This window comes from Variovorax defluvii (genome assembly GCF_039541515.1).
In the GTDB taxonomy this organism is placed as follows: domain Bacteria; phylum Pseudomonadota; class Gammaproteobacteria; order Burkholderiales; family Burkholderiaceae_C; genus Variovorax; species Variovorax defluvii.
Genome location: NZ_BAABGJ010000081.1, coordinates 574,922 through 593,905 on the forward strand (window position 1 = coordinate 574,922; position 18,984 = coordinate 593,905).

Genomic DNA, 18,984 nt, shown 5'->3' on the forward strand with positions numbered 1-18,984 from the left:
ACGCCGGTGTTGGCACGGCCGTGACAAGCGCGCGATGATGCGGTATAGACGCACGGGCCGCGAACCCGCACGGCCGAATCTCGACTCTTGGAACATGCCATGCGACACCCCCTTCCGAAGCCCATTTGTCTGCTCGCCGCGGCCCTGGCCTGCCTGCTTTCTTCGGGGGCCAGCGCGCAAAATGCGACGGCCCCTGCCGCTTCGGCCGGCTCCACCGGCTCCGCCAGTTGCCCGCCCATCCTGCAGCACACCTTCCCTCGACTGCAAGACGAAAAACCCCAGGCGCTGTGTCAGTACGCAGGCAAGGTGGTGCTGGTAGTGAACACCGCGAGCTTCTGCGGCTTCACGCCCCAGTACAAAGGCCTGGAGGCGCTGGACGGCAAGTACCGCTCGCGCGGGCTGGTGGTGCTGGGTTTTCCGTCGAACGATTTTTCGCAGGAAACGGGCACGAACAAGGAGATCGCCGAGTTCTGCGAAAGCACCTTCGGGGTGAAATTCCCGATGTTCGCCAAGTCCTCCGTGCGCGGCGCGGACGCCAACCCGCTGTTCAAGGAACTGGCACAGGCGTCAGGCACTACACCGAAGTGGAATTTCTACAAGTACCTGATCAGCCGCGAGGGAAAGGTGGTGGAGTCCTATTCGAGCATGACCTCCCCTGATGATCGCGGCTTCGTGCGCGACGTCGAAAAGCAGCTGGGCCCGCAATAGACGCCGTTCACAATCGCTTACCAATGGCTCGGGAACCGGGCCGAGGGGATGGGGCTCATACGGGTTCGGTTGATTGAACTCCGACCCGTTTTCATGTTGCGAGGCCTTCCGAACGCTCGACGTGCGGTTGAAATCCTGAGGCGATTCTTCTCCTCCTCCCTCCCTCCCTCCTTCGTCTTGGGGCGCCTCGCGACATTTTTATCTTCCCCCTCGATCATCTCGAGCAACAAGCAAAAGCCCCGCGACGCGGGGCTTTTGCTTTGAGGGCCGGGCGCTTTCAGGGCGCCGTGTCGGCGAAACTGGGGCGCAGCATGAGCTTGTCGTAGAGCCTGCCCAGGTTCGGGTGGTCGCCGCGCCAGTCGATGTCGGGGAATCGGAAGCCGACCCAGCCAAGCGCACAGCCGACCGCGATGTCCGACAGGCTCAGGTGGATGCCGCTGCAGAAGGGCTTGTCGCCCAGTCCCTTGGCCATCGCGCGGATACCGCCCTCGACCTTGGCGCGCTGGCGATCCATCCATGCCTGGCTGCGCTCGCCGTCGGCGCGCCGGGGCCAGGTGGCTTCGAGGCGCCAGAGCACGCCGGCATCCATCACGCCATCGGCCAGCGCCTCCCAGGTCTTGACCTCGGCGCGCTCGCGGCCCTGCTGGGGAATCAGCTTGCCGACCGGCGACAGGGTGTCGAGGTATTCCACGATCACGCGCGAATCGAACATCGCCTCGCTGCCCTCCATGATCAGGCAGGGCACCTTGCCGAGCGGGTTGGAACTGGCGATCGTCGTCTCGTCGGACCAGACGTCCTCGATCACGAACTGGTAGTCGAGCCGCTTCTCGGCCATGACCACGCGCACCTTGCGAACATAGGGACTGGCAGCGGATCCGATCAGTTTCATGCGGGCTCTCTCCCCCCTAGGGGTCATCGTTGTAGCGTTTTGATTCTAGGGGAAGGCGCAGGATGCAGAATCCCGGCTTCCTGCCAACGAGGGAGAAGGTGCAGAAATGGACACAGAAGCGCCCGGTTCCAGTGCGCCTGCGCGACATCCGATCGAGTTCACAGCCAGCGGCAGCGAGTACTTTCGAATCTGGATCGTCAACCTGCTGCTGATCGTCGTCACGCTGGGGCTCTATCTTCCCTGGGCCAAGGTGCGCAAGCTCAAGTACTTCTACAGCAACACCTGGATCGGCGGCGATGCCCTGGACTTCCATGGCGATCCGCTGAAGATGCTGCGCGGCACGCTGGTCGCCGCGGGCTTCCTGATCGCCTACTCGGTGGGCAGCAATTTCTCGGGCTGGGCCGCCTTGCTGGCGGCGCTGGCCTTCGTGGCGCTGTGGCCCGCGCTGTTCCGCGCGTCGATGCGATTCCGGTTGGCCAACACCAGCTGGCGCGGCCTGCGCTTTCACTTCGCGGGCGACCTGCGCGGCGCCTATGCCTGCATGCTGCCGCCGCTGGCCCTGGCGCTGCTGCCGGTGGCCGTTGCAGGCGCGATGGGTGGCATGCCGCAGGAAGCGAAGGGGCCGCCGGCCCTGCCCCCGATCGTGGGCGGCGCGGTCGGCCTGTGCATGCTGGCCTTCACGGCCGGCATTCCCTACTTCCTGTGGCGGGTTCGGCGTTACCAGCACGACCATTACGCCATCGGCCCGCTGCAGACCCGGCTCAAGACCGACTTGGGCGTGCTCTACGGGATCTTCATCAAGCTGATCGGCGTCACTGTCGTGGCCGTGTTGCTCCTGGTCGCGGCGGTCGCCTTGTTCGGCTTCATCGGCCGCAAGAGCGGGATGGGCGCGGGCTTCGTGGTCACGGCCGTGCTGGGTGGCTTCAGCGCGATCCTGCTCGTCAACATCCTGCCCAAGTCCTACCTGCAGGTGCGGCTGCAGAACCTGCTGTGGTCGACCACGGGCAACGAGGTCCTGCGTTTCGACAGCCGGCTGAAGCTGGGCCGTTACCTGGGCCTGCAGTGCAAGAACTACCTGCTGATCTTCCTCACACTCGGCTTGTACTGGCCCTTCGCGGTGGTGAACACGCGGCGCGCCCAGGTGGAGGCGGTCGCGCTGCACACGCGCATCGGGCTGGACGACATCAGCCAGGTGGCGCGAAGCGAAGACCCCGGCGCCGCCGGCGACATGGCGGCTGACCTCTTCGGCCTGGACATCGGGCTGTGAGCCGCCCGGCCGTTCCGAAGGCCAAGACCGTAACCGCAGGCGAAGGTACTGCAGCGAGCCGCCGCCCGGCCACTGCGAAGCTGCTGCAATGAACGCGCCCCTGGAGGTCCGCTACTTCAACGGCCGCAGCACCCGGCCGCAGCCGGCGCGCCTGTACGCTCAGGGCGACGAGTTGCTGATCCAACCGCAGGCCGCGCCAGGTTCCGGCGAGGGCTTCGAGACGCTGCGCCTGCCGCTGGCCCAGCTGCGCTGGCCCGAGCGCACGCGCCACGGCGGCCGGCTGCTGCATTTGCCGGGCGGCGCGAGCGTGCAGGCGCTCGATGTCCCGGCTTGGGATGCATGGGTGGCGCAACTCGGCCGCCGCGAGGGCTGGGTGGTGCGGGCCCAGCAGAACTGGCGCGGCGTGGGGCTGGCCGTGGTCCTGCTGCTCGCGGCCCTGGCGCTCATGTACCAGTGGGGCCTGCCCCTCGCCGCGCGCGGCATCACGGCCGCCGTGCCGCTGCGGGTGGACGCGATGATCGGCACCGAGGTGCTCGAGAGCATCGACGAGTCGCTGCTGCTGCCCAGCGCCCTGCCCGCGCAGCAGCAGGAACGTCTGCGCGAGGCCTTCGCGCGCATGGTGCAGTCGGCCCATCCGGACGATGCCCCGGCGTGGAAGCTCGAGTTCCGGCGCGGTCGCGACCGCCGGCTCGGCCCCAACGCGCTGGCGCTGCCGGGCGGCACCATCATCCTCACCGACGAACTGGTGCAGTTGCTGCCGGGCGAGGAGGATGCGGTGCTCGCGGTGCTGGGCCATGAGCTTGGCCACGTCCGCCTGCGCCATGCGATGCGGCAACTGGTGCAGGCCTCGGCGCTGGGCTTCGCGATGTCGGTGGCCTTCGGCGACTACGGCACGCTGATCGGCAGCGCACCGGTGCTGCTGGGCACGCTGGGCTACTCGCGCGACGCGGAGCGCGAGGCCGACGCCGAGTCGGTGCGCCTGATGCGCGCGGCCGGCATCTCACCGCGCGTGATGGTCCGCTTCTTCGAGGCCCTCGAGCGCTGGCGCGCCGAGCACAAGCGCGCGGGGCTGGACGACGATGCGATCGGGCTGGCTTTTTCCTCCCACCCTGCCACGGCAGAGCGCATCGCCTTCTTCCGCGAGGCGGCCGCCAACTGACCCACCCGGCCCACCGGTCCCACCGGTCCCACCGGTCCCACCGGTCCCACCGAAATTGAAGGACCCCGGCCGCCGCCTAAAATTCGGGCATGAGTTTTTCCACCGTCGCCGCCCTCTCCCCCCTCGACGGCCGTTACGCGGCCAAGCTTTCGGCCCTGCGGCCGCTGATGAGCGAACAGGGTTACATGCACCGGCGGGTGCAGGTCGAGGTCGCGTGGTTCATCGCGCTGTCGGACTGCGGCTTCCCGGAGTTCAAGCCGCTCACGGGCGGCGCGCGCAAGTACCTGCTGGGCCTGGTCAACAACTTCTCCGAGGCCGACGCCATCGCGATCAAGCAGATCGAGAAGACCACCAACCACGACGTGAAGGCGGTCGAGTACTGGATCAAGTCCAAGTTCGAGGCTCGGCCGGAGCTGATGGCGGCCTCCGAGTTCGTGCACTTCGCCTGCACCAGCGAGGACATCAACAACACCAGCCACGCCTTGCAGATCCAGGCAGCGCGCGAAAAGGTGCTGCTGCCCGCGATCGACGGGCTGATCGCCACCCTGCGCGAAATGGCCGACAGCTTCGCGGCGGTGCCGATGCTGTCGCGCACGCACGGCCAGACCGCCAGCCCGACCACGGTCGGCAAGGAAATCGCGAACGTGGCTGTGCGCCTGGCCAAGGCGCGGGAGCGCATCGCCGGCGTGCAGTTGCTGGGCAAGATGAACGGGGCCGTGGGCAACTACAACGCCCACATGGCGGCCTGGCCCGAGTTCGACTGGGAGGCCTTCAGCCGCAAGGTGGTGGAGACGCCGGCGCCGCTGGGCCTGGGCCTGACCTTCCAGCCCTACAGCATCCAGATCGAGCCGCATGACTACATGGCCGAGCTGTTCGACGCGGTGGCACGGCTCAACACCATCCTGGTCGACTTCGCGCGCGACGTGTGGGGCTACGTGAGCCTGGGCTACTTCAGGCAGCGGCTCAAGAAGGGCGAGATCGGCTCCTCGACCATGCCGCACAAGGTGAACCCGATCGACTTCGAGAACGCAGAGGGCAACCTGGGCCTGGCGAACGCGATCCTGCGCCACCTGAGCGAGAAGCTGCCGATCAGCCGCTGGCAGCGCGACCTGACCGACAGCACGGTGCTGCGCAACATTGGGGTGGCCTTCGGCTATGCCGTGCTGGCCTACGCCAGCCTGGCGACCGGGCTGGGCAAACTGGAGCTCAACGAAGAAGCGCTGGCCGAGGACCTCGACGCCTCCTGGGAAGTCCTGGCGGAGCCGATCCAGACCGTGATGCGCCGCTTCGGCGTGCAGGGCGCCTACGAGCAGCTCAAGGAGGTCACGCGCGGCAAGACGGTGACCGCCGAGGCGCTGCACAAGCTGATCCGCTCGCTCGAGATTCCCGAGGCCGAGAAAGCGCGCCTCCTGGCCATGACGCCGTCCAGCTATACCGGCAAAGCCGCCGAGCTGGCGCGGAGGGCCAAGGGGTCCTGAGGCGGCGTCCTGAGGCCCTCGGGGCGGCGCCCTGCCACCCTGCGCCCCTACACTCGCCAACCCATGGCGCTCAAATCCACCATCTTCAAGGCCAACCTCGCGGTGGCCGACATCGACCACGGCTACTACGCCGACCACGCACTGACGCTGGCGCGCCATCCGAGCGAGACCGACGAGCGGATGATGATCCGCCTGGCGGCATTGGCACTCAACGCGCACAAGCTGCAGGACGTCTGCCAGGGGGACGGGACACTGGCCTTCGGCGCGGGCCTGTCGAACCCCGACGAACCCGACGTGTGGCTGCGCGACTTCACCGGGGCCGTGCGGCTATGGATCGAGGTCGGCCAGCCCGAAGACAAGCCCATCATCAAGGCGTGCGGCAAGGCCGACGAAATGATCGTCTACGCTTTTCACCATGCCGCCGAGGTCTGGTGGCGCGGCATCGAGAACAAGCTCACGCGGCCGCAGAACCTGGCGGTCTACCGGGTCCCCGCGGCCGAATCGCAGGAACTGGCCACGCTCGCGCAACGCTCGATGCAGTTGCAGGCCACGATCCAGGAAGGCGCGCTGATGCTGGGCAATGGCTCGCGCAGCGTCGACATCGAGCCGCTGCGCTTGAAATAGGAGCCAGCGCGGGCGCAGCGGCGCACCCTGGTCCGCGGAGTCTGCATCAAGGGTTGTGCATCATGTCGCCGCAGCGCCAGCACTGCTCGAAGCCACCCTCCACCAGTTCGCCGCATCGGCATTGCCAGCGCCTTTGCGGCCGATGCTGCAGCGCGTGAAGCAATTGCTCGGCGCGCTCGAACTGCGCCTCGTCCTCGACCCAGACCTCGGGCAGGCATTGATCGGGCGGCAACTGGCCCGCCGCCCCACCCAGGTATTCGCGCTGCACCGACGCAGCCACACCCTCCTCACGCAGCACGTCGGCCCAGAGCGTGGCGATCGCCAGGTTGGGCGCTTGCGCGAGGCGGCGCATGATGCGGCCCTGTCAGGCCGGCATGTCCGCGGACACGCCATCCGCGGGCACGTCGTCCGGCCAGGCGGGCTCGGCCTCGCGAGCGCGCTCGGCATAGCGGTTGAAGCGCCAGGCCTTGTCCTGCAGGGTGATGCGGCGCCAGGTGGCGCGCTTCTCGCCGGGCGTCATCGACGGCCAATGCTGGACCTCGTCGAAGGTGCGGCCGCAGCCTTTGCACTCGTCGTCGCCCTGGCTGGTGGAGCAGATGGCGATGCAGGGGGTGTCGGGCGTGGTCTGGTACCAGGCGAGCCAGGCGTCCCAGGCCTTGGCCGGGAAGCCGACTTCGGAGGCTTCGTCTTCGTGGTGGAAAACCATCAGCGCGTAAACCTCGGCCAGCGCCCGCAATTCGGGGGCCAGCGTGATGCCGTCCGGCGAGGGCTTTTTCTCGCGCCAGTAATTGATGGCGGCCTCGATGTCTGTGATGTGGATGGCGGCCATGGAGGGTCGGGAAAAATCGGGTGGGCATCATAGTCCGGCTCGGTGCCACGCACAGCAAAGGACCCTACGCGCTCTCATATTGATAGCAACGAACGGCCAACTGGCGCCATTTTTCGGCTTATTTTTCTTGAGGCCTCGGAAAAATCCGGTTGCCAGGGCAAAGCCTCGATGCTTTAATCCAGCCCTCGAAGGGGAGTAGCTCCCATCCGCCTCCGCGAGGTCGGATCTTCGACAGGTCGTCAATACGAGGCATAACACTTCCGGCCTGTCGGGCAGTTCGCGCTGCCGAGCAAGACCTTCGATTGGAACCCCGCTCGGGTTCGGTCGAAGCGTTTGCGTGGCTCGGGACCCCGAGGGTCCTCATTCATCCGCTTGATCCGACTCGTCCGGAATGAAGCAATTCGAACAGAGGACTCTATGGAACAGTTCATGACCCCAGAATTCTGGGTCGCCGTCGGTCAGATCATCATGATCGACATCCTCCTGGGCGGCGACAACGCCGTCGTCATCGCACTGGCCTGCCGCAAGCTGCCTCCGGCCCAGCGCACCAAGGGCATTCTGTGGGGCACTGCCGGCGCCATCCTGCTGCGCGTGATCCTGATCTTCTTCGCGCTCACTCTCCTTGCCATTCCCTTCCTGAAGCTGGCCGGCGCGCTGCTGCTGGTGTGGATCGGCGTCAAACTGCTGGCGCCCGAACATGACGAAGGGCACGGCAACATCGCCGCCAGCGACAAGCTGTGGGCCGCCGTGAAGACCGTGATCGTCGCAGACCTGGTGATGAGCGTGGACAACGTGATCGCGATCGCGGGTGCCGCGCAGGGTGCGGGCGAGGGCCACCAGATGCCGCTGGTGATCTTCGGCCTTCTGGTGAGCATCCCGATCATCGTCTGGGGCAGCCAGTTGGTCATCAAGCTGATGGACCGCTTCCCGATCATCATCACGCTGGGCGGCATGCTGCTGGGCTGGATCGCCGGCACGATGGCCGTGACCGACCCCGCCGTGGTCAACACCGCCGCCTGGACCTGGGTGCCGAAGCTGCCGCAGACTGATACCGTGCGCTACATTGCCGGTGTGCTCGGCGCGCTGCTGGTACTCGCGATCGGCAAGTGGGTGATGATGCGCCGGCCCAAGCAGCAGGACACCGCCACCGCCTGAGTCCGTTCGACACGTCGGCCACCTTTCACACGACACAAGAAGGAGCATCCCGTGGAAAAGATCATTCTGTATGTCGACGATGCGGCCTACGCGCGCGAGTTTCTGTCGCGGCTGACGCCGGAGGCGGTCGGCACGGGTGCCCGCCACTGGGTGCTGGTGGCCTGTGCGCCGCGCATGACGCATCGCATCAGCAAGTGGGTGAGCCACAGCGCGCGCGAGAACTGGCGCGCCAAGTGGTTCGCCAAGACGCAGGAGCAGTTGATGCCGCTGCTGCTGCTGGAAGAAAGCCGCGTCACCCCGGTGCTGGCCAAGGGGCCGCTCGCCGAGCTGACGCAGCGCCTGAAGATGGAACACGGCGCCGGGCGCGTGATCGATGCGCGCCGGCCGAAGATCGGCGTCGAGCTCGAGCCTGTGGCCCCCAACGTGCAGCCGCCCGCCCAATCCGGCTGGGCGCTGCCGGGCGCCGTGCTGGGCATGGGCGCGCTGCTCATGCTGGCCAACGAGTTGTCGGAGTAAGGCGGCAACGCCCCGATCCGACGCATGCGCCTTCTCCTCAAGTGGCTGCTGAGCGCGCTGGCGCTGCTGGCCGTCACCTACATCTACAGCGGCGTGCAGGTGCCGAACTTCACGTCGGCCCTGATCGCCGCGGCGGTGATCGGCCTGCTCAACATGGTGGTGCGGCCGGTGCTGGTGGTGCTCACGCTGCCGGTCACGATCGTCACGCTGGGCCTGTTCCTGTTCGTCATCAACGCCCTGCTGTTCTGGGCCGCCTCGGGGCTGCTGGCGGGCTTTCACGTCAACGGCTTCGTCGCGGCGCTGATCGGCTCGCTGATCTACTCGCTGCTGGGCCTGATCATCGAGTCGGCGCTGGGCGGCCTGTTCGCCAGGCGCTGAGGCCCTTGGTCCTCTTGCTGCTTCTTACTTGATCGGCGGCTCGGCCGCCTGCTCCTTGACCAGGACCTCGATGGCACGCGCGCGCGTGTCGACGATCGAAGCCTCGTAGTGGTCGATGGGCCCCGCGCCCTTGCGGATGAACTCCTGCGCCGCCTTGAAGCGGTCGCGCGCCCCCGGATAGTCGAGCACCGCCACGTTGGCCTCGGCATCGGCGCGGATGGCACGCAGCGTGTCGTTCTGCGCCGTGTACAGGTTGCCCAGGGCGCGCCAGGCGCCCGCGTCGCGCGGGTGCGTGGCCACCCAGTCGCGCAGCGGCGCCACCATGGGTCCCGGCTGGCGGGAGGCCGCGGCCGCCTGGGCCGCCAGCATCATCTCGGCACGGTCCCTGGCTTTGGGATCGAGCAGCGCCGAAGCCTTGGGTGCGTCCCCGGCCGTGAGTTCGATCTCGGCGGCCAGCAGACGTGCCAGCCGGGCCGCGGCAGGATCTTCCGACGTGCGTGCCATCAGACGTTGCGAGAACGCGCGGGCCGCCTTGTAGTCGCGCAGCTCGTTGGACGAGAAGGCCGCCGCGTAAAGCGTGCCGGCCTGCTGGGCCGGCGTGCTGCGGGCGAATTCACCGCTGCCAGCGGCGTCGATGTACAGGCGCAGCACGTCCACGCCAGGCCGCATCAGCACGCGGGCGCGGGCGGCGATCATGGCGTGGTCCATCGCCAGGGGCATCGTTGCGCCGCTGCCGGGCTTGAACTGGAAGCGGCCCTGCATGTCGGAGATCCGTTCGCTGTTGAGCGGGTGGCTGCGCAGGTAGGGATAGGAGCCGTTGTCGTTGAGGCGCGAGGCGTACTGCAGCTTCTCGAACATCGCGGCCGCGCCCTGCGGCGCGAAGCCGGCCTGCGTCATCACGCCGAAGCCGACGCGATCGGCCTCACGTTCCATGTCGCGCGAAAAGCTGAGCTGGCTCTGCATGAAGGCGGCCTGGCTGCCCATCAGCACGGCCTGCCCTGCATCGGCATTGCGGCTCTTGCCGGCGGCGATCATGCCGAGGATCATGCCGGCGAGCAGCAGTGGCATCTGCCGGTTCTGCTTGGCCATGATGCGAGAGATATGTCGCTGGGTGACGTGCGAGAGCTCGTGCCCGAGCACGGTGGCGAGCTCGTCGCGGCTGCCGGTGACCGCGATGAGCCCCAGGTGCATGCCCAGGTAGCCGCCCGGCAGCGCGAAGGCGTTGATGCTGCGGTCGCGGCCCAGCAGCACGGTCCACGCAAAGCGCTCGTCCAGCTCGGGCGTGAGGTCGCCGCGCATGCGCGCCGCGGCAAGCAGGCGCTGCCAGATGTCCTGCACGTAGTCGCCCAGCACCGGGTCGTCGATGTAGTCGGGGTCGCGGTACAACTCGCGCGCGATCTGATCGCCCAGACGGCGCTCGGCGCTGGCGGTCATCTCGCCGCCGTCGCCCATGCCGGGCAGAATCTGCGCCCCGGCCAGGGGCGGCATGGCGAGCTGGCCGGCGATGAGGAGGGCCGCGCAGAGGGTGCGCAGCAAGGGCCTGGAGCGGCGGGTGGGCGTGGTGTTGGAAATCCGGCGCGGCATGGCGGAGCGAGACAAACGGGCCTCGTATGATGCGTCAGTCTGCGGAACGTTCAACATGAGCTCATCTTCTCTTACCCATTTCGACGCCCAGGGCCAGGCGCACATGGTCGACGTGGCCGGCAAGCCAGCGACGCGGCGCGTGGCCGTGGCGACGGGGTGTATCGAGATGCAAGCGGCGACGCTGGCGCTGATCGAGTCGGGGAGCGCGAAGAAGGGGGATGTGCTGGGGGTGGCGCGCATTGCGGGGATTCAGGCGGCGAAGAAGACGAGCGATCTGATTCCGCTGTGCCATCCGTTGGCGTTGACGCGGGTGGCGGTGGAGTTTGCAGTGGGCGGCGCCGACAGGCCGCAGGTGCGCTGCTCTGCCACGGTCGAGACCGTCGGGCCCACCGGTGTCGAGATGGAAGCGCTGACGGCTGTCCAGGTGGCGTTGCTGACGATCTACGACATGTGCAAGGCGGTGGATCGGGGGATGACGATCATCGGCGTACGGGTGCTGGAGAAGCACGGGGGAAAGTCGGGGAGCTACGTGGCGGCATCGCCCGGCGCCAGCTGAGAGGGCTCCATCCACTCTGCGTGATTGTCCATCGGCTCGTTGTCGACCCAGCGGGCGTACTCGCGTGGAAATGCGATCCTGAAGCGCGTCGCCTGAGCGAAGGCTTCGTCCTCGAGTCCTGACAACGCAGCACTTTCGATCAGCTTGCCTATGACGCGCGGCTCTGGCGAGAAGTGAAGAAGATGCTCCGCCAGCGCATGCATCTTCAGGGCATTACCCCCATTCACCACGGTCAGCGCGAGTTCGGCGAACTTTACTTGACTGGCGAAGAGCCAGGAGTTCTGCACCTTCGCCACTGTGTCGTCGCGGGCAGATAGATGCCCCTGCGTCCTGAATGCCTCATGCCCGCTCCCAGACAGGCGGACAGGTAGATGGTGCCCCATGAAACACAAGGGCACCGACCGCGCAGGTCCGGCACGCTGCGCCGCCAACAACACGGCGGCAACGGCGGCGAACCAGAGTAAGACCCGGCTTCAGAGGCTCCCGCTCGCCGCCTGTCAGTTCCAGCACTTCTGCAGGGCCTCGAGATCCGCGACAGCGCCGCTGCCGAAGGAATGGTTCGCGACGGTTTTCTTGCCGGTGTTGGTGATCGACAGATCACCGCAGCGGTCAGAAGCCATCGCCCCCGTGCGCGTGGCCGTGAGCGTGTAGGTCCTGCCGCCGGTCCCGGTGGTGATGCCGATGTTGTAGACCGGGGCGCCCTCGCTGGACACCGGCACCACGCCGAACTGCGACTTAAAAAGGCCACCTTCCGAATTGTCGACCGCCGCACCCGCCGTCGTCTGGTCATAGCGATAGTTCTCGCTGTAGTGACGTTCCAGCCATTGCTGCGCCTGGGCCATCATCGTCTTGGCCTGTGCGCGCCGCCCCTTGGCGACGCTCTCACGATAACTCGGATAGGCGATCGCGGCGAGGATTGCGACGACCGCCACCGTGATCATGAGCTCGATCAGCGTGAAGCCTCGATTTCCGCGCAAGGAGGTCGTCTTCATTCAATGGCTTTCCGTCGTTGTCTTCAAGCCGGGAATCTCCCGCCAGAAGATGCGCGACTGCGTGGTGTTCTGCTTGGTGTTCGTGTCGGTGTTCTGCCCCAAGATCCGCTGGCAGTTCAATCCGGGTTGGCAACGCGTCGTCGAATCTTCCGTGACGCGGAAACGTTGATCCAGGCCCGTGAGGCCGAGGACGATCCCGTTCGAACTGGTGAGCGCGAAGATGTTGACGTTGGCCACGCCGGTCACCGCGTTGAATTGCACGTACGCCCCTTCGGCGTTGTCATTGCAGACCTCACCGGTGACTGCTTTCTTGTAGACCAGCGGAACACCCACGTCGCGGGTCGTCGACGGATAGAGCAGATTGCTCAAGACCATGCCGGAGCTCAGCGGAATGTCCAGGTACCAACCCTTCTTCGTCGACCAATCGATGGCCGTCACGCTCCCTTGAACAAGTGCGCCTGTCGTGCTGTCGAGACTCCAGCTGCGCTGCTGAAGCTCCGCGACGCCAGTGGGGATGGTACCCAGCGCCGTCGCATAGCTGGGCTTGTCCCAGATGCCGAAGATCCGCTGGCTGCGCGAGGTGTCCGGGAAGTCTCCCGACACCACGGACTTTCCGGTTCCAAAGACCACCACCTGTCCTCCATCCGGATGGAAACGAATGGCAGGCGCAGCCGTGATCGGAAGCGCATTGGCCGCTGGGGTTGAATCCTTGGCCGAATAGAGAGGCTTACCGTAGGCCTCTCGCCAGTTGGCGGGGTCGGTGCTCGAGACGTCGAACTTCCAGAGATTGCCCTTGAGATCGCCCGCATAGATCGTGTCAGCCAAGCCATCTTCGTTGGTGTCGATCCACGAAGGCTGCATGAGGCCATTGCTTCCCGCCGAATCGACCACGATCTTCTTGAAGCGGCCATTCGCCCATGAGCCCGCGGTATCCGGACCGTCAACGAAGAGGATATACAGAACGGCTTTGCCGCCGGTGCTGGACAGCCCGTTGCCGAAGATGACCGCAAACTTTCCGTTGGGCATCTTCGCAATCTGCGAAGCTTGATTGGTGAGTGGATGAATGCCACCTTCCGAGATCACGTAACCGAGGTCAGCGTCGTCCACCGACGTGAATTGCCATTTGAAAATCGAGGCGGCATTGGCCTCGGTCAGCGAGTTCGACGTGCTGCTGGCTGGGGCCGTCACATCGAGTGCGAAGATACCCTTTCCTCCACGACCCAGAGAGGAGAACAGGTAAGTCTTCCAGGCGCTGGCAGTGGTGCCGGTCCCGACCATGACGTCGCCCGTGAAGGGCGATCCATCCATGTAGGCATTGACGTCGTTCGCGTCGGCATCCGCGATCGTCTTCAATCGGGGCACCAGCGGTTGTGGCACATAGGACATCACCGGCGTCAATGTGTCGGAAGTGAAGCCATGAAGCATGCCATCGGAGGCACCGACCCAGATCAACCTGTCGCGCTGGTTCTGCTGGCTCCTGAAGGTTCCGTAGCTCGGGAAATTGCTTCCGAAGAAGTTGGCGGCCGGCCGGTCCTGCAACCATGGATTGGAATTGATAACCCCGCCCATGATGGAGGTCGCGTTGCGCACTCGATAGTTCAGACCCGCCGCCTCATTGGCGCGGGATCCGCGCAGGTAATCGATCAAGCCGGCCTGCCTCGTCGACGTGGTCTCCAGTGCGGCAAGATAAGCGGCGCCCGAGGTCGTGTCCGCGGCGATTGCAGCCCGGGTGAAGCCCACGCCGCGCAGAGTCGAAGTGTTGGTGATGATGCGCCGCGAGGCCGGCGCCGTATTCGTCAGGTTCTCATGCCCCCTGGCTGTGGGCGAGGATTCGAAGTTGCCGCTCGTATCGAGCTTGTACGCGATCAACTCACCGTGCAGATCTTGAGGCGAGAACGTCGCGATGTACTTGAAGTCGCCATCCCGCAGGTCGGGCCGCGAAACGGCAGGAGCCGAGTTGGAATTCGCCGTGATGTCGCTGAAAACCTGGCGCAGCGATTCTTCCAGCAGGTCTGGACGCCGGGCGAGGAAGTAGTTGTCAGGGATGCCGTCACTGCAAGCCGGTTGGTTCGCGCCGCCACAAAGTGCGCCATCCGCACGCTTGCGATCCCATTTGGCGACGGCCTCGGGCTTGCCCGTCGGCGCCGTGGTCGAGTCCTTGAAGCCGCCGTACTTGGCAATGTACCAAAGGGGGTCACGGATGACAGCGTCGAGGCTGCCCGTCATGGAATAGGTCTTCAGCGTTTCGCCGAACACGTAGACGTCGTTGCCGTTTCGGGTGAAACGCACGCACTTGCGGGGGTCGTTGCAGTTGCTGCTTGCGGAGCCGCCCGCGACCTGCCCGGTACCATACGTCGCGTCGTTGTCCACTGCATAGCCATTGTTGATGGCACTGTGGGCATGGAAGCCGTCGCTGCCGGTACCGACCAGCGTATAGCCGAAGAGAAACGGTACCTGGGACCCTGTGTCGGATTCGAGTGTCTGTGTGTAGATCTTGAGGCGAGGTGGCGTCTGGCTCGAGTCGATTTCGTAGCGGATGCTGCCTAGCATGTCCTGGTCCTGATCCTCTCCCAGCATGTAATGCTGCCAAAGCACCAGGAAACTGCCTGAACTCCCATCGGCCGCCCTGCGCAGCACCTTGAAGTCGACCAGGTTGCCTGCCAGCGGGTTGCTCGTCGAGATCAGCGAATCCAGGCTCGCAGGGGTGATGTAGACGTACCTGGTCGGCGAAGTGCCCGGCACGGGAATCTGGATCGAGGCGGAACCGCCCGCCATCGACACGGCGTACTGACGAACCTTCAGCGCCTCGGCATTAGCGTTACTCGGCACCGTGAGGTCGGTACGGATCCTGTTGACGTGACCCCAGTACGCCGCGCCGGCGCCCAGGTATGTCCCCTTCATGTTGGGTGCTTCGGGGCACAAGCCGGTCAAGACAGCCAAATCGCCGACGTTCTTGCCAGTGCAAAGATCATTGTTCCCTCCAGTCACGCCGGTGTTGCCCACGAGGCGGGTCGTTCCGTCGATGCCCTCCTGGGCTCCGATGCTTCGCGTGAACGACGCGGCACTTTGTGTGCTCAGCGAGGAAAAGGCGTACTCCACCTTATCGTGGTCGAAGGTGCTGACGCCACTGGAGATCGTCACCATGTTCAACGGACGGCACGTATTCTTGCCGTAGAGCGCCGCCCGTGTCTTGCCGCTCGAGTACGACCGCGTGGCCGTCAGCGGGTCGCTCCATGTGGGCGTCGGCAGCGAGAACTCTGCATCCTTCGTCCCTCCCGTGTACAGCGCGCTCTTGCCGGCGAAATAGCGAAGGCCCTCTGTGACGATCTCACCGATGGGGTTCCCCCAGGACGGGCAGTTGCCATTGCCGATGCTGCGCGAGTCGCAGGTCTGCGAATAGTTGCCGTTGTTGGGGTTGTAGCCATACAGGCGAAGCTTGCTCAGCGCCTGGATGATGCCGCCCGTACCACCCGAGAGGTAGAGGAACTGACCCGTGGACTGGTTCACCTCGTCATTGATCTCGGACATGTTCTTGCGCAGCACCGCACCATCCAGGTTGCTGTCAAACGAACCGAGGAGCAGTGCGAACTCGGCCTTGGCCGCCTTGTTTCCGTAGTTGTCGCTTTCGCCAAAATCATTGAGGAGCCCCTGGGGTTTCCAGTTTGTGCCGTACTGTTTGCAATGCTCGTCGCCGATCAGCGTGGATACACAGGCCTCGACGCGAGCGGTGTATTCGTTCGACTCGCCCGAGTTGCTGGGTGAAGGCGGAGTCCCTGTTTTGTGAGTCGCGGTCTTGGCCGGGTCGGCGCCCACGTAGTTCGCCGTCATGAAGTTGACGGTGGGCGTCTTCCAGGTGTAGCTGATCTCCTGCGTCCAGTTGCAGGTTCTCACCTCCGTCATGTTCCAGAGCAGGTAGTTGCCGCGGGCCGTTCGTATGACGGGAAGCAGGCTGGTGCTCTGCGACGCCGAATCGCCGCTGGGATTCTGATGCCGGCGACAGAGCGTCAGGCCGTCTGAATAGTTGAACGGCGTCAAGCGATTCAGATCACCGCCGTTGTAGAACTTAACGAAGGCTTGGCTGTTGCGGGGGACAAAGGACAGCTCGAGCACCGTACTGGCGGTGGTATCCGTCGAACGCAAGCCGCCGAAAAGAATCTTGCGCAGCACATCCATGCGCGACATCGTCGCCCAGTTCAGAAAGTTTCCGCTCCAGTACGTCGAATTCGACTCGCTGCTGCCGGCGCAGTAGTACTTGCCAGCCTCCAGGGTTGCCAGCTTCGAGGGCGAGAAGCGACCGTTGGACGTGCTGTATGTGTAGCACTTGGTGGAGTCGAAATAGCCGTAGTACTTGAATCCAGGCATGAAGGTGTAGTCGACAGCACCATCGAAATCCAGGTCCTCGTAGTCCGTGTAGGCCCGACCGAACATGCTGAAGTCCTTCGACACATTGAGCATGACCATGGGCAGGTTGGGATCTGGGCTCACATTCGGCGGTACGGCCTGAAGCCCTGGGATCACCGCCCATTGAGCGCCGGCAATTCCCGACCAAAGAACTCCGAATGCCAGGATTGCTTTGAAGATGATGGATTTCATGGCGCTTCTCAGCTTCGCTTGAAATACGACTGCAGCACGACTTCCGTGTTGGGATCGAGGCCCCAGCCCCGTGCGGTATTGCGGAAGTAAACGTCGTCCCCGCGCTGCATGTATTCGATCAGGTACTCGGGTTGTCGTGACACCCCCTTGACGCCCGCCGTGCCAGTGAACGTTCCGAGCGGCACGGCGCCTGTGAAAGTGCAGTTGGTGGGCGGTGTCGCCTTCCAGCCAGCACCGCCCGGCCACCAGGGCTCCGGGTTCGTGCCCGCCTTGAAGTTGCTCTGCGCGTAGTAGTTGGCCGGTGTCTGTTCACCAAAGCGGCACTGTCCGCGGGGGCAGGTCGTGCCGAAATTGGGCTCGCCATAGGCCGACTTGATGGGCCTGTCGTCGCCGCGCGCGCATGTCGCGCCGGGCACGCTTCCGGCGAGCATGATGTCTCGCTCTGCATCGCGCAGCGCCGCCTCCGCGGCCTGTCGGGCGACCTCGACGTCCAGGAGGTTGCGCGCGACGCCCTCACCAGACAACACGCGCCGGATGGCAAATGCCGAGACGCTCGAAAGGATGACCAGAAAGATCAGTACGATGACCAGCGAGACGCCGCGTTGCCTGCCGGTAGTCTGCGAGCGTTTCATCAGAAGGTCCGCGTGAGGTTGTTACGCACGCCGAAGATGCGCGTCTGCTGCTGATAGAGGGCATGGTCGGCGCCGGTGAAGGAAATCTGCGCCCCATCGCAGTCGATGTAATTGCCTGCGGCCGTTTGCCGCACGCTGCTGTCGAGCGTTTTGGCTACCACGCAGACCTGCACTGACGACACGCGCTGCCAGCCCGTCTTGCTCTCCCCGTTGATGTCCACGGGCGCCATCGCACTCACCTCCGAGGCGGTATAGAACCGGGCCGGCGACTCCAGAGTCGCGGCGGTTGCCACGCCATAGCGAATACGCAATTGCGTGATACCCGCGACGAGTGGTTGATAAGACCTGGTAGTCGGGCCGTTGCCCGCGCAGCGGAAGCTGCGGGTCTGAATCGACTGCCTGTCCTGCTGATAGGTGTAGACAGAGCCCAGACTGTAGGCATTGCTCACGAACAGGGGCAACACGACCGTGCCCGTGCCTGCCGAGCCCGTACCCGCACGCGCCTCGTTGTATTTGAAGCCGCCAAAGGCAGCCTGCTCGACGTTCTGCCGCAGGCAATCCTGGCGGGTTCCGACACCTTCGACGTCGAAATTGTCCGACGAGAAGTAGTTGACGACCAGCGAATCCGGCTCGCTAGCGACCGCGGCCGGACAGGTCCCGGTTGCCACGTCGAAGACAGCGCCGCTGCATCCGAAGAGGCCCTGGTCATAAGCTCTCACGCCCGCAGAAACGATATTGCTGTAGGCGCCTTGAAATTTCGATGACGTCACCGTCGTCGGAAACCCGGCCGGATAGAAGCCTGCGTTCTTCAGGTCGCGGCCGATGATGTCCAGAACAATCCCCGCCGTTTCCTGTTGCTGCGCCTTGGCGTCGATGACCTTCGACACCCTGTTTGTCGAGACGAAGAGATAGGTGGCCGTCGCGGCGAGCAACAGCCCGATGGTGATAGAGACCAGCAGTTCGATCAGCGTCAGGCCACGCTGGCGATGGAATGAAGGCCTCATGGAATCACCTTCGCCGTATAGCACCGTACGCCATCCGGTACGCTCGCGCCGGTGGGACAGCAGAACCGCGCCTTGGCCGTGTTCTGATCCGCCGCGAGATTCGAGCACTCGATGTTGGAAAGCAGCGTGCCACTTCCATCCACGGCACTCTTGTCGAACCACATCACGCTCACGTCGAAGCCGTTGGTCACGTTCCCAGTGATATAGCCTGCGCCTCCGGGCAGCGTTGCACGAAGCAGGTTTCGCCATTTGGCCTGGTCATAGGCAGCCAGTTGCGCGGGTGTGCAGGCCGCAACCGAACAGTCCGGGTCGTATGTCGCCGCCGCGGCGCTGGTCTGTGCCGCATAGGTCTGCGTCAACTGGTAGCCCGTGCCAGCCACGACCACGCCGCCAGCCACGATGTTGTATCCGTTCGCGCCCGCGGCATTGACGCGGATGCGCTCGGCCAAGTCATTGATGGCAGCAGCCACGTGAAGCCGTGCCTCGTTACCGGTCTGGTATTTCACGGCCGACGCCATCAGGCCAGCGATTCCTACCATTCCGATGGCAAAGATCAAAAGTGCGACCAGTGCTTCGATCAACGTTGCGCCATTCTGATGGCGATGCGTCTTCTTCATCCT

The 18,984-nt window shown here is 64.9% G+C and carries 19 protein-coding genes; 9 read left to right on the top strand and 10 right to left on the bottom strand.

Annotated elements, in window-relative coordinates; genetic code table 11:
* The first annotated feature begins 99 nt into the window (after nucleotides 1–99).
* Nucleotides 100–708, top strand: coding sequence for a glutathione peroxidase (locus ABEA07_RS28205; protein WP_345542073.1), 609 nt, complete (start codon nucleotides 100–102; stop codon nucleotides 706–708).
* Between the two features lie 277 nt (nucleotides 709–985).
* On the opposite strand, the gene ABEA07_RS28210 is transcribed toward ABEA07_RS28205, so the two are convergent.
* Complete coding sequence (locus tag ABEA07_RS28210; RefSeq protein ID WP_345542074.1) at nucleotides 986–1,597, bottom strand: glutathione S-transferase N-terminal domain-containing protein; 612 nt, start codon at nucleotides 1,595–1,597, stop codon at nucleotides 986–988.
* Nucleotides 1,598–1,703: 106 nt separating this feature from the next.
* On the opposite strand from ABEA07_RS28210, the gene ABEA07_RS28215 reads away from it, so the two are divergent.
* The 4 genes from ABEA07_RS28215 (at nucleotide 1,704) to ABEA07_RS28230 (ending at nucleotide 6,125) form a co-directional block, all read left to right on the top strand.
* Nucleotides 1,704–2,864: a YjgN family protein gene (locus tag ABEA07_RS28215; protein ID WP_345542075.1), complete on the top strand. Its 1,161-nt coding sequence runs from the start codon at nucleotides 1,704–1,706 to the stop codon at nucleotides 2,862–2,864.
* Between the two features lie 88 nt (nucleotides 2,865–2,952).
* Complete coding sequence (locus ABEA07_RS28220; RefSeq protein ID WP_345542076.1) at nucleotides 2,953–4,023, top strand: M48 family metallopeptidase; 1,071 nt, start codon at nucleotides 2,953–2,955, stop codon at nucleotides 4,021–4,023.
* Nucleotides 4,024–4,112: 89 nt separating this feature from the next.
* On the top strand, nucleotides 4,113–5,501 hold the full coding sequence (purB, locus tag ABEA07_RS28225) for an adenylosuccinate lyase (protein WP_345542077.1): 1,389 nt from the start codon (nucleotides 4,113–4,115) through the stop codon (nucleotides 5,499–5,501).
* Between the two features lie 63 nt (nucleotides 5,502–5,564).
* On the top strand, nucleotides 5,565–6,125 hold the full coding sequence (locus tag ABEA07_RS28230) for a YaeQ family protein (protein ID WP_345542078.1): 561 nt from the start codon (nucleotides 5,565–5,567) through the stop codon (nucleotides 6,123–6,125).
* Nucleotides 6,126–6,171: 46 nt separating this feature from the next.
* Here ABEA07_RS28230 and ABEA07_RS28235 read toward each other — a convergent pair whose 3' ends face one another.
* Both ABEA07_RS28235 and ABEA07_RS28240 read right to left on the bottom strand, forming a co-directional pair.
* Complete coding sequence (locus ABEA07_RS28235; protein ID WP_345542079.1) at nucleotides 6,172–6,477, bottom strand: putative signal transducing protein; 306 nt, start codon at nucleotides 6,475–6,477, stop codon at nucleotides 6,172–6,174.
* 12 nt (nucleotides 6,478–6,489) lie between these two features.
* A complete protein-coding gene (locus ABEA07_RS28240) occupies nucleotides 6,490–6,954 on the bottom strand; it encodes a DUF3717 domain-containing protein (protein WP_345542080.1) in 465 nt (154 codons plus the stop codon).
* Between the two features lie 417 nt (nucleotides 6,955–7,371).
* Between ABEA07_RS28240 and ABEA07_RS28245 the strand changes: the two genes are divergently transcribed.
* Genes ABEA07_RS28245 through ABEA07_RS28255 form a run of 3 tightly spaced genes read left to right on the top strand, consistent with a single transcriptional unit; the run spans nucleotide 7,372 to nucleotide 9,003 of the window.
* Nucleotides 7,372–8,109 carry a TerC family protein gene (locus ABEA07_RS28245; RefSeq protein ID WP_345542081.1) on the top strand — a complete coding sequence of 246 codons (738 nt, stop codon included), beginning with the start codon at nucleotides 7,372–7,374 and terminating at the stop codon, nucleotides 8,107–8,109.
* Nucleotides 8,110–8,160: 51 nt separating this feature from the next.
* Nucleotides 8,161–8,625: a hypothetical protein gene (locus ABEA07_RS28250; protein WP_345542083.1), complete on the top strand. Its 465-nt coding sequence runs from the start codon at nucleotides 8,161–8,163 to the stop codon at nucleotides 8,623–8,625.
* Between the two features lie 24 nt (nucleotides 8,626–8,649).
* Entirely contained in the window at nucleotides 8,650–9,003 is a 354-nt protein-coding gene (locus tag ABEA07_RS28255; RefSeq protein ID WP_345542084.1) for a phage holin family protein, read from the top strand.
* 24 nt (nucleotides 9,004–9,027) lie between these two features.
* Here ABEA07_RS28255 and ABEA07_RS28260 read toward each other — a convergent pair whose 3' ends face one another.
* A complete protein-coding gene (locus ABEA07_RS28260) occupies nucleotides 9,028–10,587 on the bottom strand; it encodes a M48 family metalloprotease (RefSeq protein ID WP_425584184.1) in 1,560 nt (519 codons plus the stop codon).
* A gap of 55 nt (nucleotides 10,588–10,642) precedes the next feature.
* Here ABEA07_RS28260 and moaC point away from each other — a divergent pair, with 55 nt between their 5' ends.
* Nucleotides 10,643–11,143 (top strand): cyclic pyranopterin monophosphate synthase MoaC, encoded by a 501-nt coding sequence (gene moaC, locus ABEA07_RS28265; protein WP_345542085.1) that lies wholly within the window; start codon nucleotides 10,643–10,645, stop codon nucleotides 11,141–11,143.
* On the opposite strand, the gene ABEA07_RS28270 is transcribed toward moaC, so the two are convergent.
* The 6 genes from ABEA07_RS28270 to pilV form a co-directional block, all read right to left on the bottom strand.
* On the bottom strand, nucleotides 11,113–11,526 hold the full coding sequence (locus ABEA07_RS28270; protein WP_345542087.1) for a Wzy polymerase domain-containing protein: 414 nt from the start codon (nucleotides 11,524–11,526) through the stop codon (nucleotides 11,113–11,115). The two genes, moaC and ABEA07_RS28270, sit on opposite strands and share 31 nt — an antisense overlap.
* 114 nt (nucleotides 11,527–11,640) lie before the next feature.
* Nucleotides 11,641–12,135, bottom strand: a complete 495-nt coding sequence (locus ABEA07_RS28275; protein ID WP_345542089.1) for a type IV pilin protein — start codon at nucleotides 12,133–12,135, stop codon at nucleotides 11,641–11,643.
* The gene (locus tag ABEA07_RS28280; RefSeq protein ID WP_345542090.1) at nucleotides 12,136–16,728 is read right to left on the bottom strand and encodes a pilus assembly protein; all 4,593 of its coding nucleotides are present in this window, start codon (nucleotides 16,726–16,728) and stop codon (nucleotides 12,136–12,138) included.
* Nucleotides 16,729–16,736: 8 nt separating this feature from the next.
* The gene (locus ABEA07_RS28285) at nucleotides 16,737–17,360 is read right to left on the bottom strand and encodes a pilus assembly PilX family protein (RefSeq protein WP_345542091.1); all 624 of its coding nucleotides are present in this window, start codon (nucleotides 17,358–17,360) and stop codon (nucleotides 16,737–16,739) included.
* The gene (locus ABEA07_RS28290) at nucleotides 17,360–18,364 is read right to left on the bottom strand and encodes a PilW family protein (RefSeq protein WP_345542092.1); all 1,005 of its coding nucleotides are present in this window, start codon (nucleotides 18,362–18,364) and stop codon (nucleotides 17,360–17,362) included. The genes ABEA07_RS28285 and ABEA07_RS28290 overlap by 1 nt, the downstream gene beginning before the upstream one ends.
* Nucleotides 18,361–18,981, bottom strand: a complete 621-nt coding sequence (gene pilV / locus ABEA07_RS28295) for a type IV pilus modification protein PilV (protein WP_345542094.1) — start codon at nucleotides 18,979–18,981, stop codon at nucleotides 18,361–18,363. Before pilV ends, ABEA07_RS28290 begins: the two co-directional genes overlap by 4 nt.
* Nucleotides 18,982–18,984 lie beyond the last annotated feature (3 nt).

What these genes read in the sequence shown, in the direction of transcription:
- ABEA07_RS28275 (WP_345542089.1), bottom strand. Translation starts at nt 12,135, where the DNA reads ATGAAGACGACCTCCTTGCGCGGAAATCGAGGCTTCACGCTGATCGAG.
- ABEA07_RS28260 (WP_425584184.1), bottom strand. Translation starts at nt 10,587, where the DNA reads ATGCCGCGCCGGATTTCCAACACCACGCCCACCCGCCGCTCCAGGCCC.
- ABEA07_RS28230 (WP_345542078.1), top strand. Translation starts at nt 5,565, where the DNA reads ATGGCGCTCAAATCCACCATCTTCAAGGCCAACCTCGCGGTGGCCGAC.
- ABEA07_RS28290 (WP_345542092.1), bottom strand. Translation starts at nt 18,364, where the DNA reads ATGAGGCCTTCATTCCATCGCCAGCGTGGCCTGACGCTGATCGAACTG.
- ABEA07_RS28215 (WP_345542075.1), top strand. Translation starts at nt 1,704, where the DNA reads ATGGACACAGAAGCGCCCGGTTCCAGTGCGCCTGCGCGACATCCGATC.
- ABEA07_RS28240 (WP_345542080.1), bottom strand. Translation starts at nt 6,954, where the DNA reads ATGGCCGCCATCCACATCACAGACATCGAGGCCGCCATCAATTACTGG.
- ABEA07_RS28210 (WP_345542074.1), bottom strand. Translation starts at nt 1,597, where the DNA reads ATGAAACTGATCGGATCCGCTGCCAGTCCCTATGTTCGCAAGGTGCGC.
- ABEA07_RS28205 (WP_345542073.1), top strand. Translation starts at nt 100, where the DNA reads ATGCGACACCCCCTTCCGAAGCCCATTTGTCTGCTCGCCGCGGCCCTG.
- ABEA07_RS28270 (WP_345542087.1), bottom strand. Translation starts at nt 11,526, where the DNA reads ATGGGGCACCATCTACCTGTCCGCCTGTCTGGGAGCGGGCATGAGGCA.
- ABEA07_RS28285 (WP_345542091.1), bottom strand. Translation starts at nt 17,360, where the DNA reads ATGAAACGCTCGCAGACTACCGGCAGGCAACGCGGCGTCTCGCTGGTC.
- moaC (WP_345542085.1), top strand. Translation starts at nt 10,643, where the DNA reads ATGAGCTCATCTTCTCTTACCCATTTCGACGCCCAGGGCCAGGCGCAC.
- ABEA07_RS28255 (WP_345542084.1), top strand. Translation starts at nt 8,650, where the DNA reads ATGCGCCTTCTCCTCAAGTGGCTGCTGAGCGCGCTGGCGCTGCTGGCC.
- ABEA07_RS28280 (WP_345542090.1), bottom strand. Translation starts at nt 16,728, where the DNA reads ATGAAATCCATCATCTTCAAAGCAATCCTGGCATTCGGAGTTCTTTGG.
- pilV (WP_345542094.1), bottom strand. Translation starts at nt 18,981, where the DNA reads ATGAAGAAGACGCATCGCCATCAGAATGGCGCAACGTTGATCGAAGCA.
- ABEA07_RS28235 (WP_345542079.1), bottom strand. Translation starts at nt 6,477, where the DNA reads ATGCGCCGCCTCGCGCAAGCGCCCAACCTGGCGATCGCCACGCTCTGG.
- ABEA07_RS28220 (WP_345542076.1), top strand. Translation starts at nt 2,953, where the DNA reads ATGAACGCGCCCCTGGAGGTCCGCTACTTCAACGGCCGCAGCACCCGG.
- ABEA07_RS28245 (WP_345542081.1), top strand. Translation starts at nt 7,372, where the DNA reads ATGGAACAGTTCATGACCCCAGAATTCTGGGTCGCCGTCGGTCAGATC.
- purB (WP_345542077.1), top strand. Translation starts at nt 4,113, where the DNA reads ATGAGTTTTTCCACCGTCGCCGCCCTCTCCCCCCTCGACGGCCGTTAC.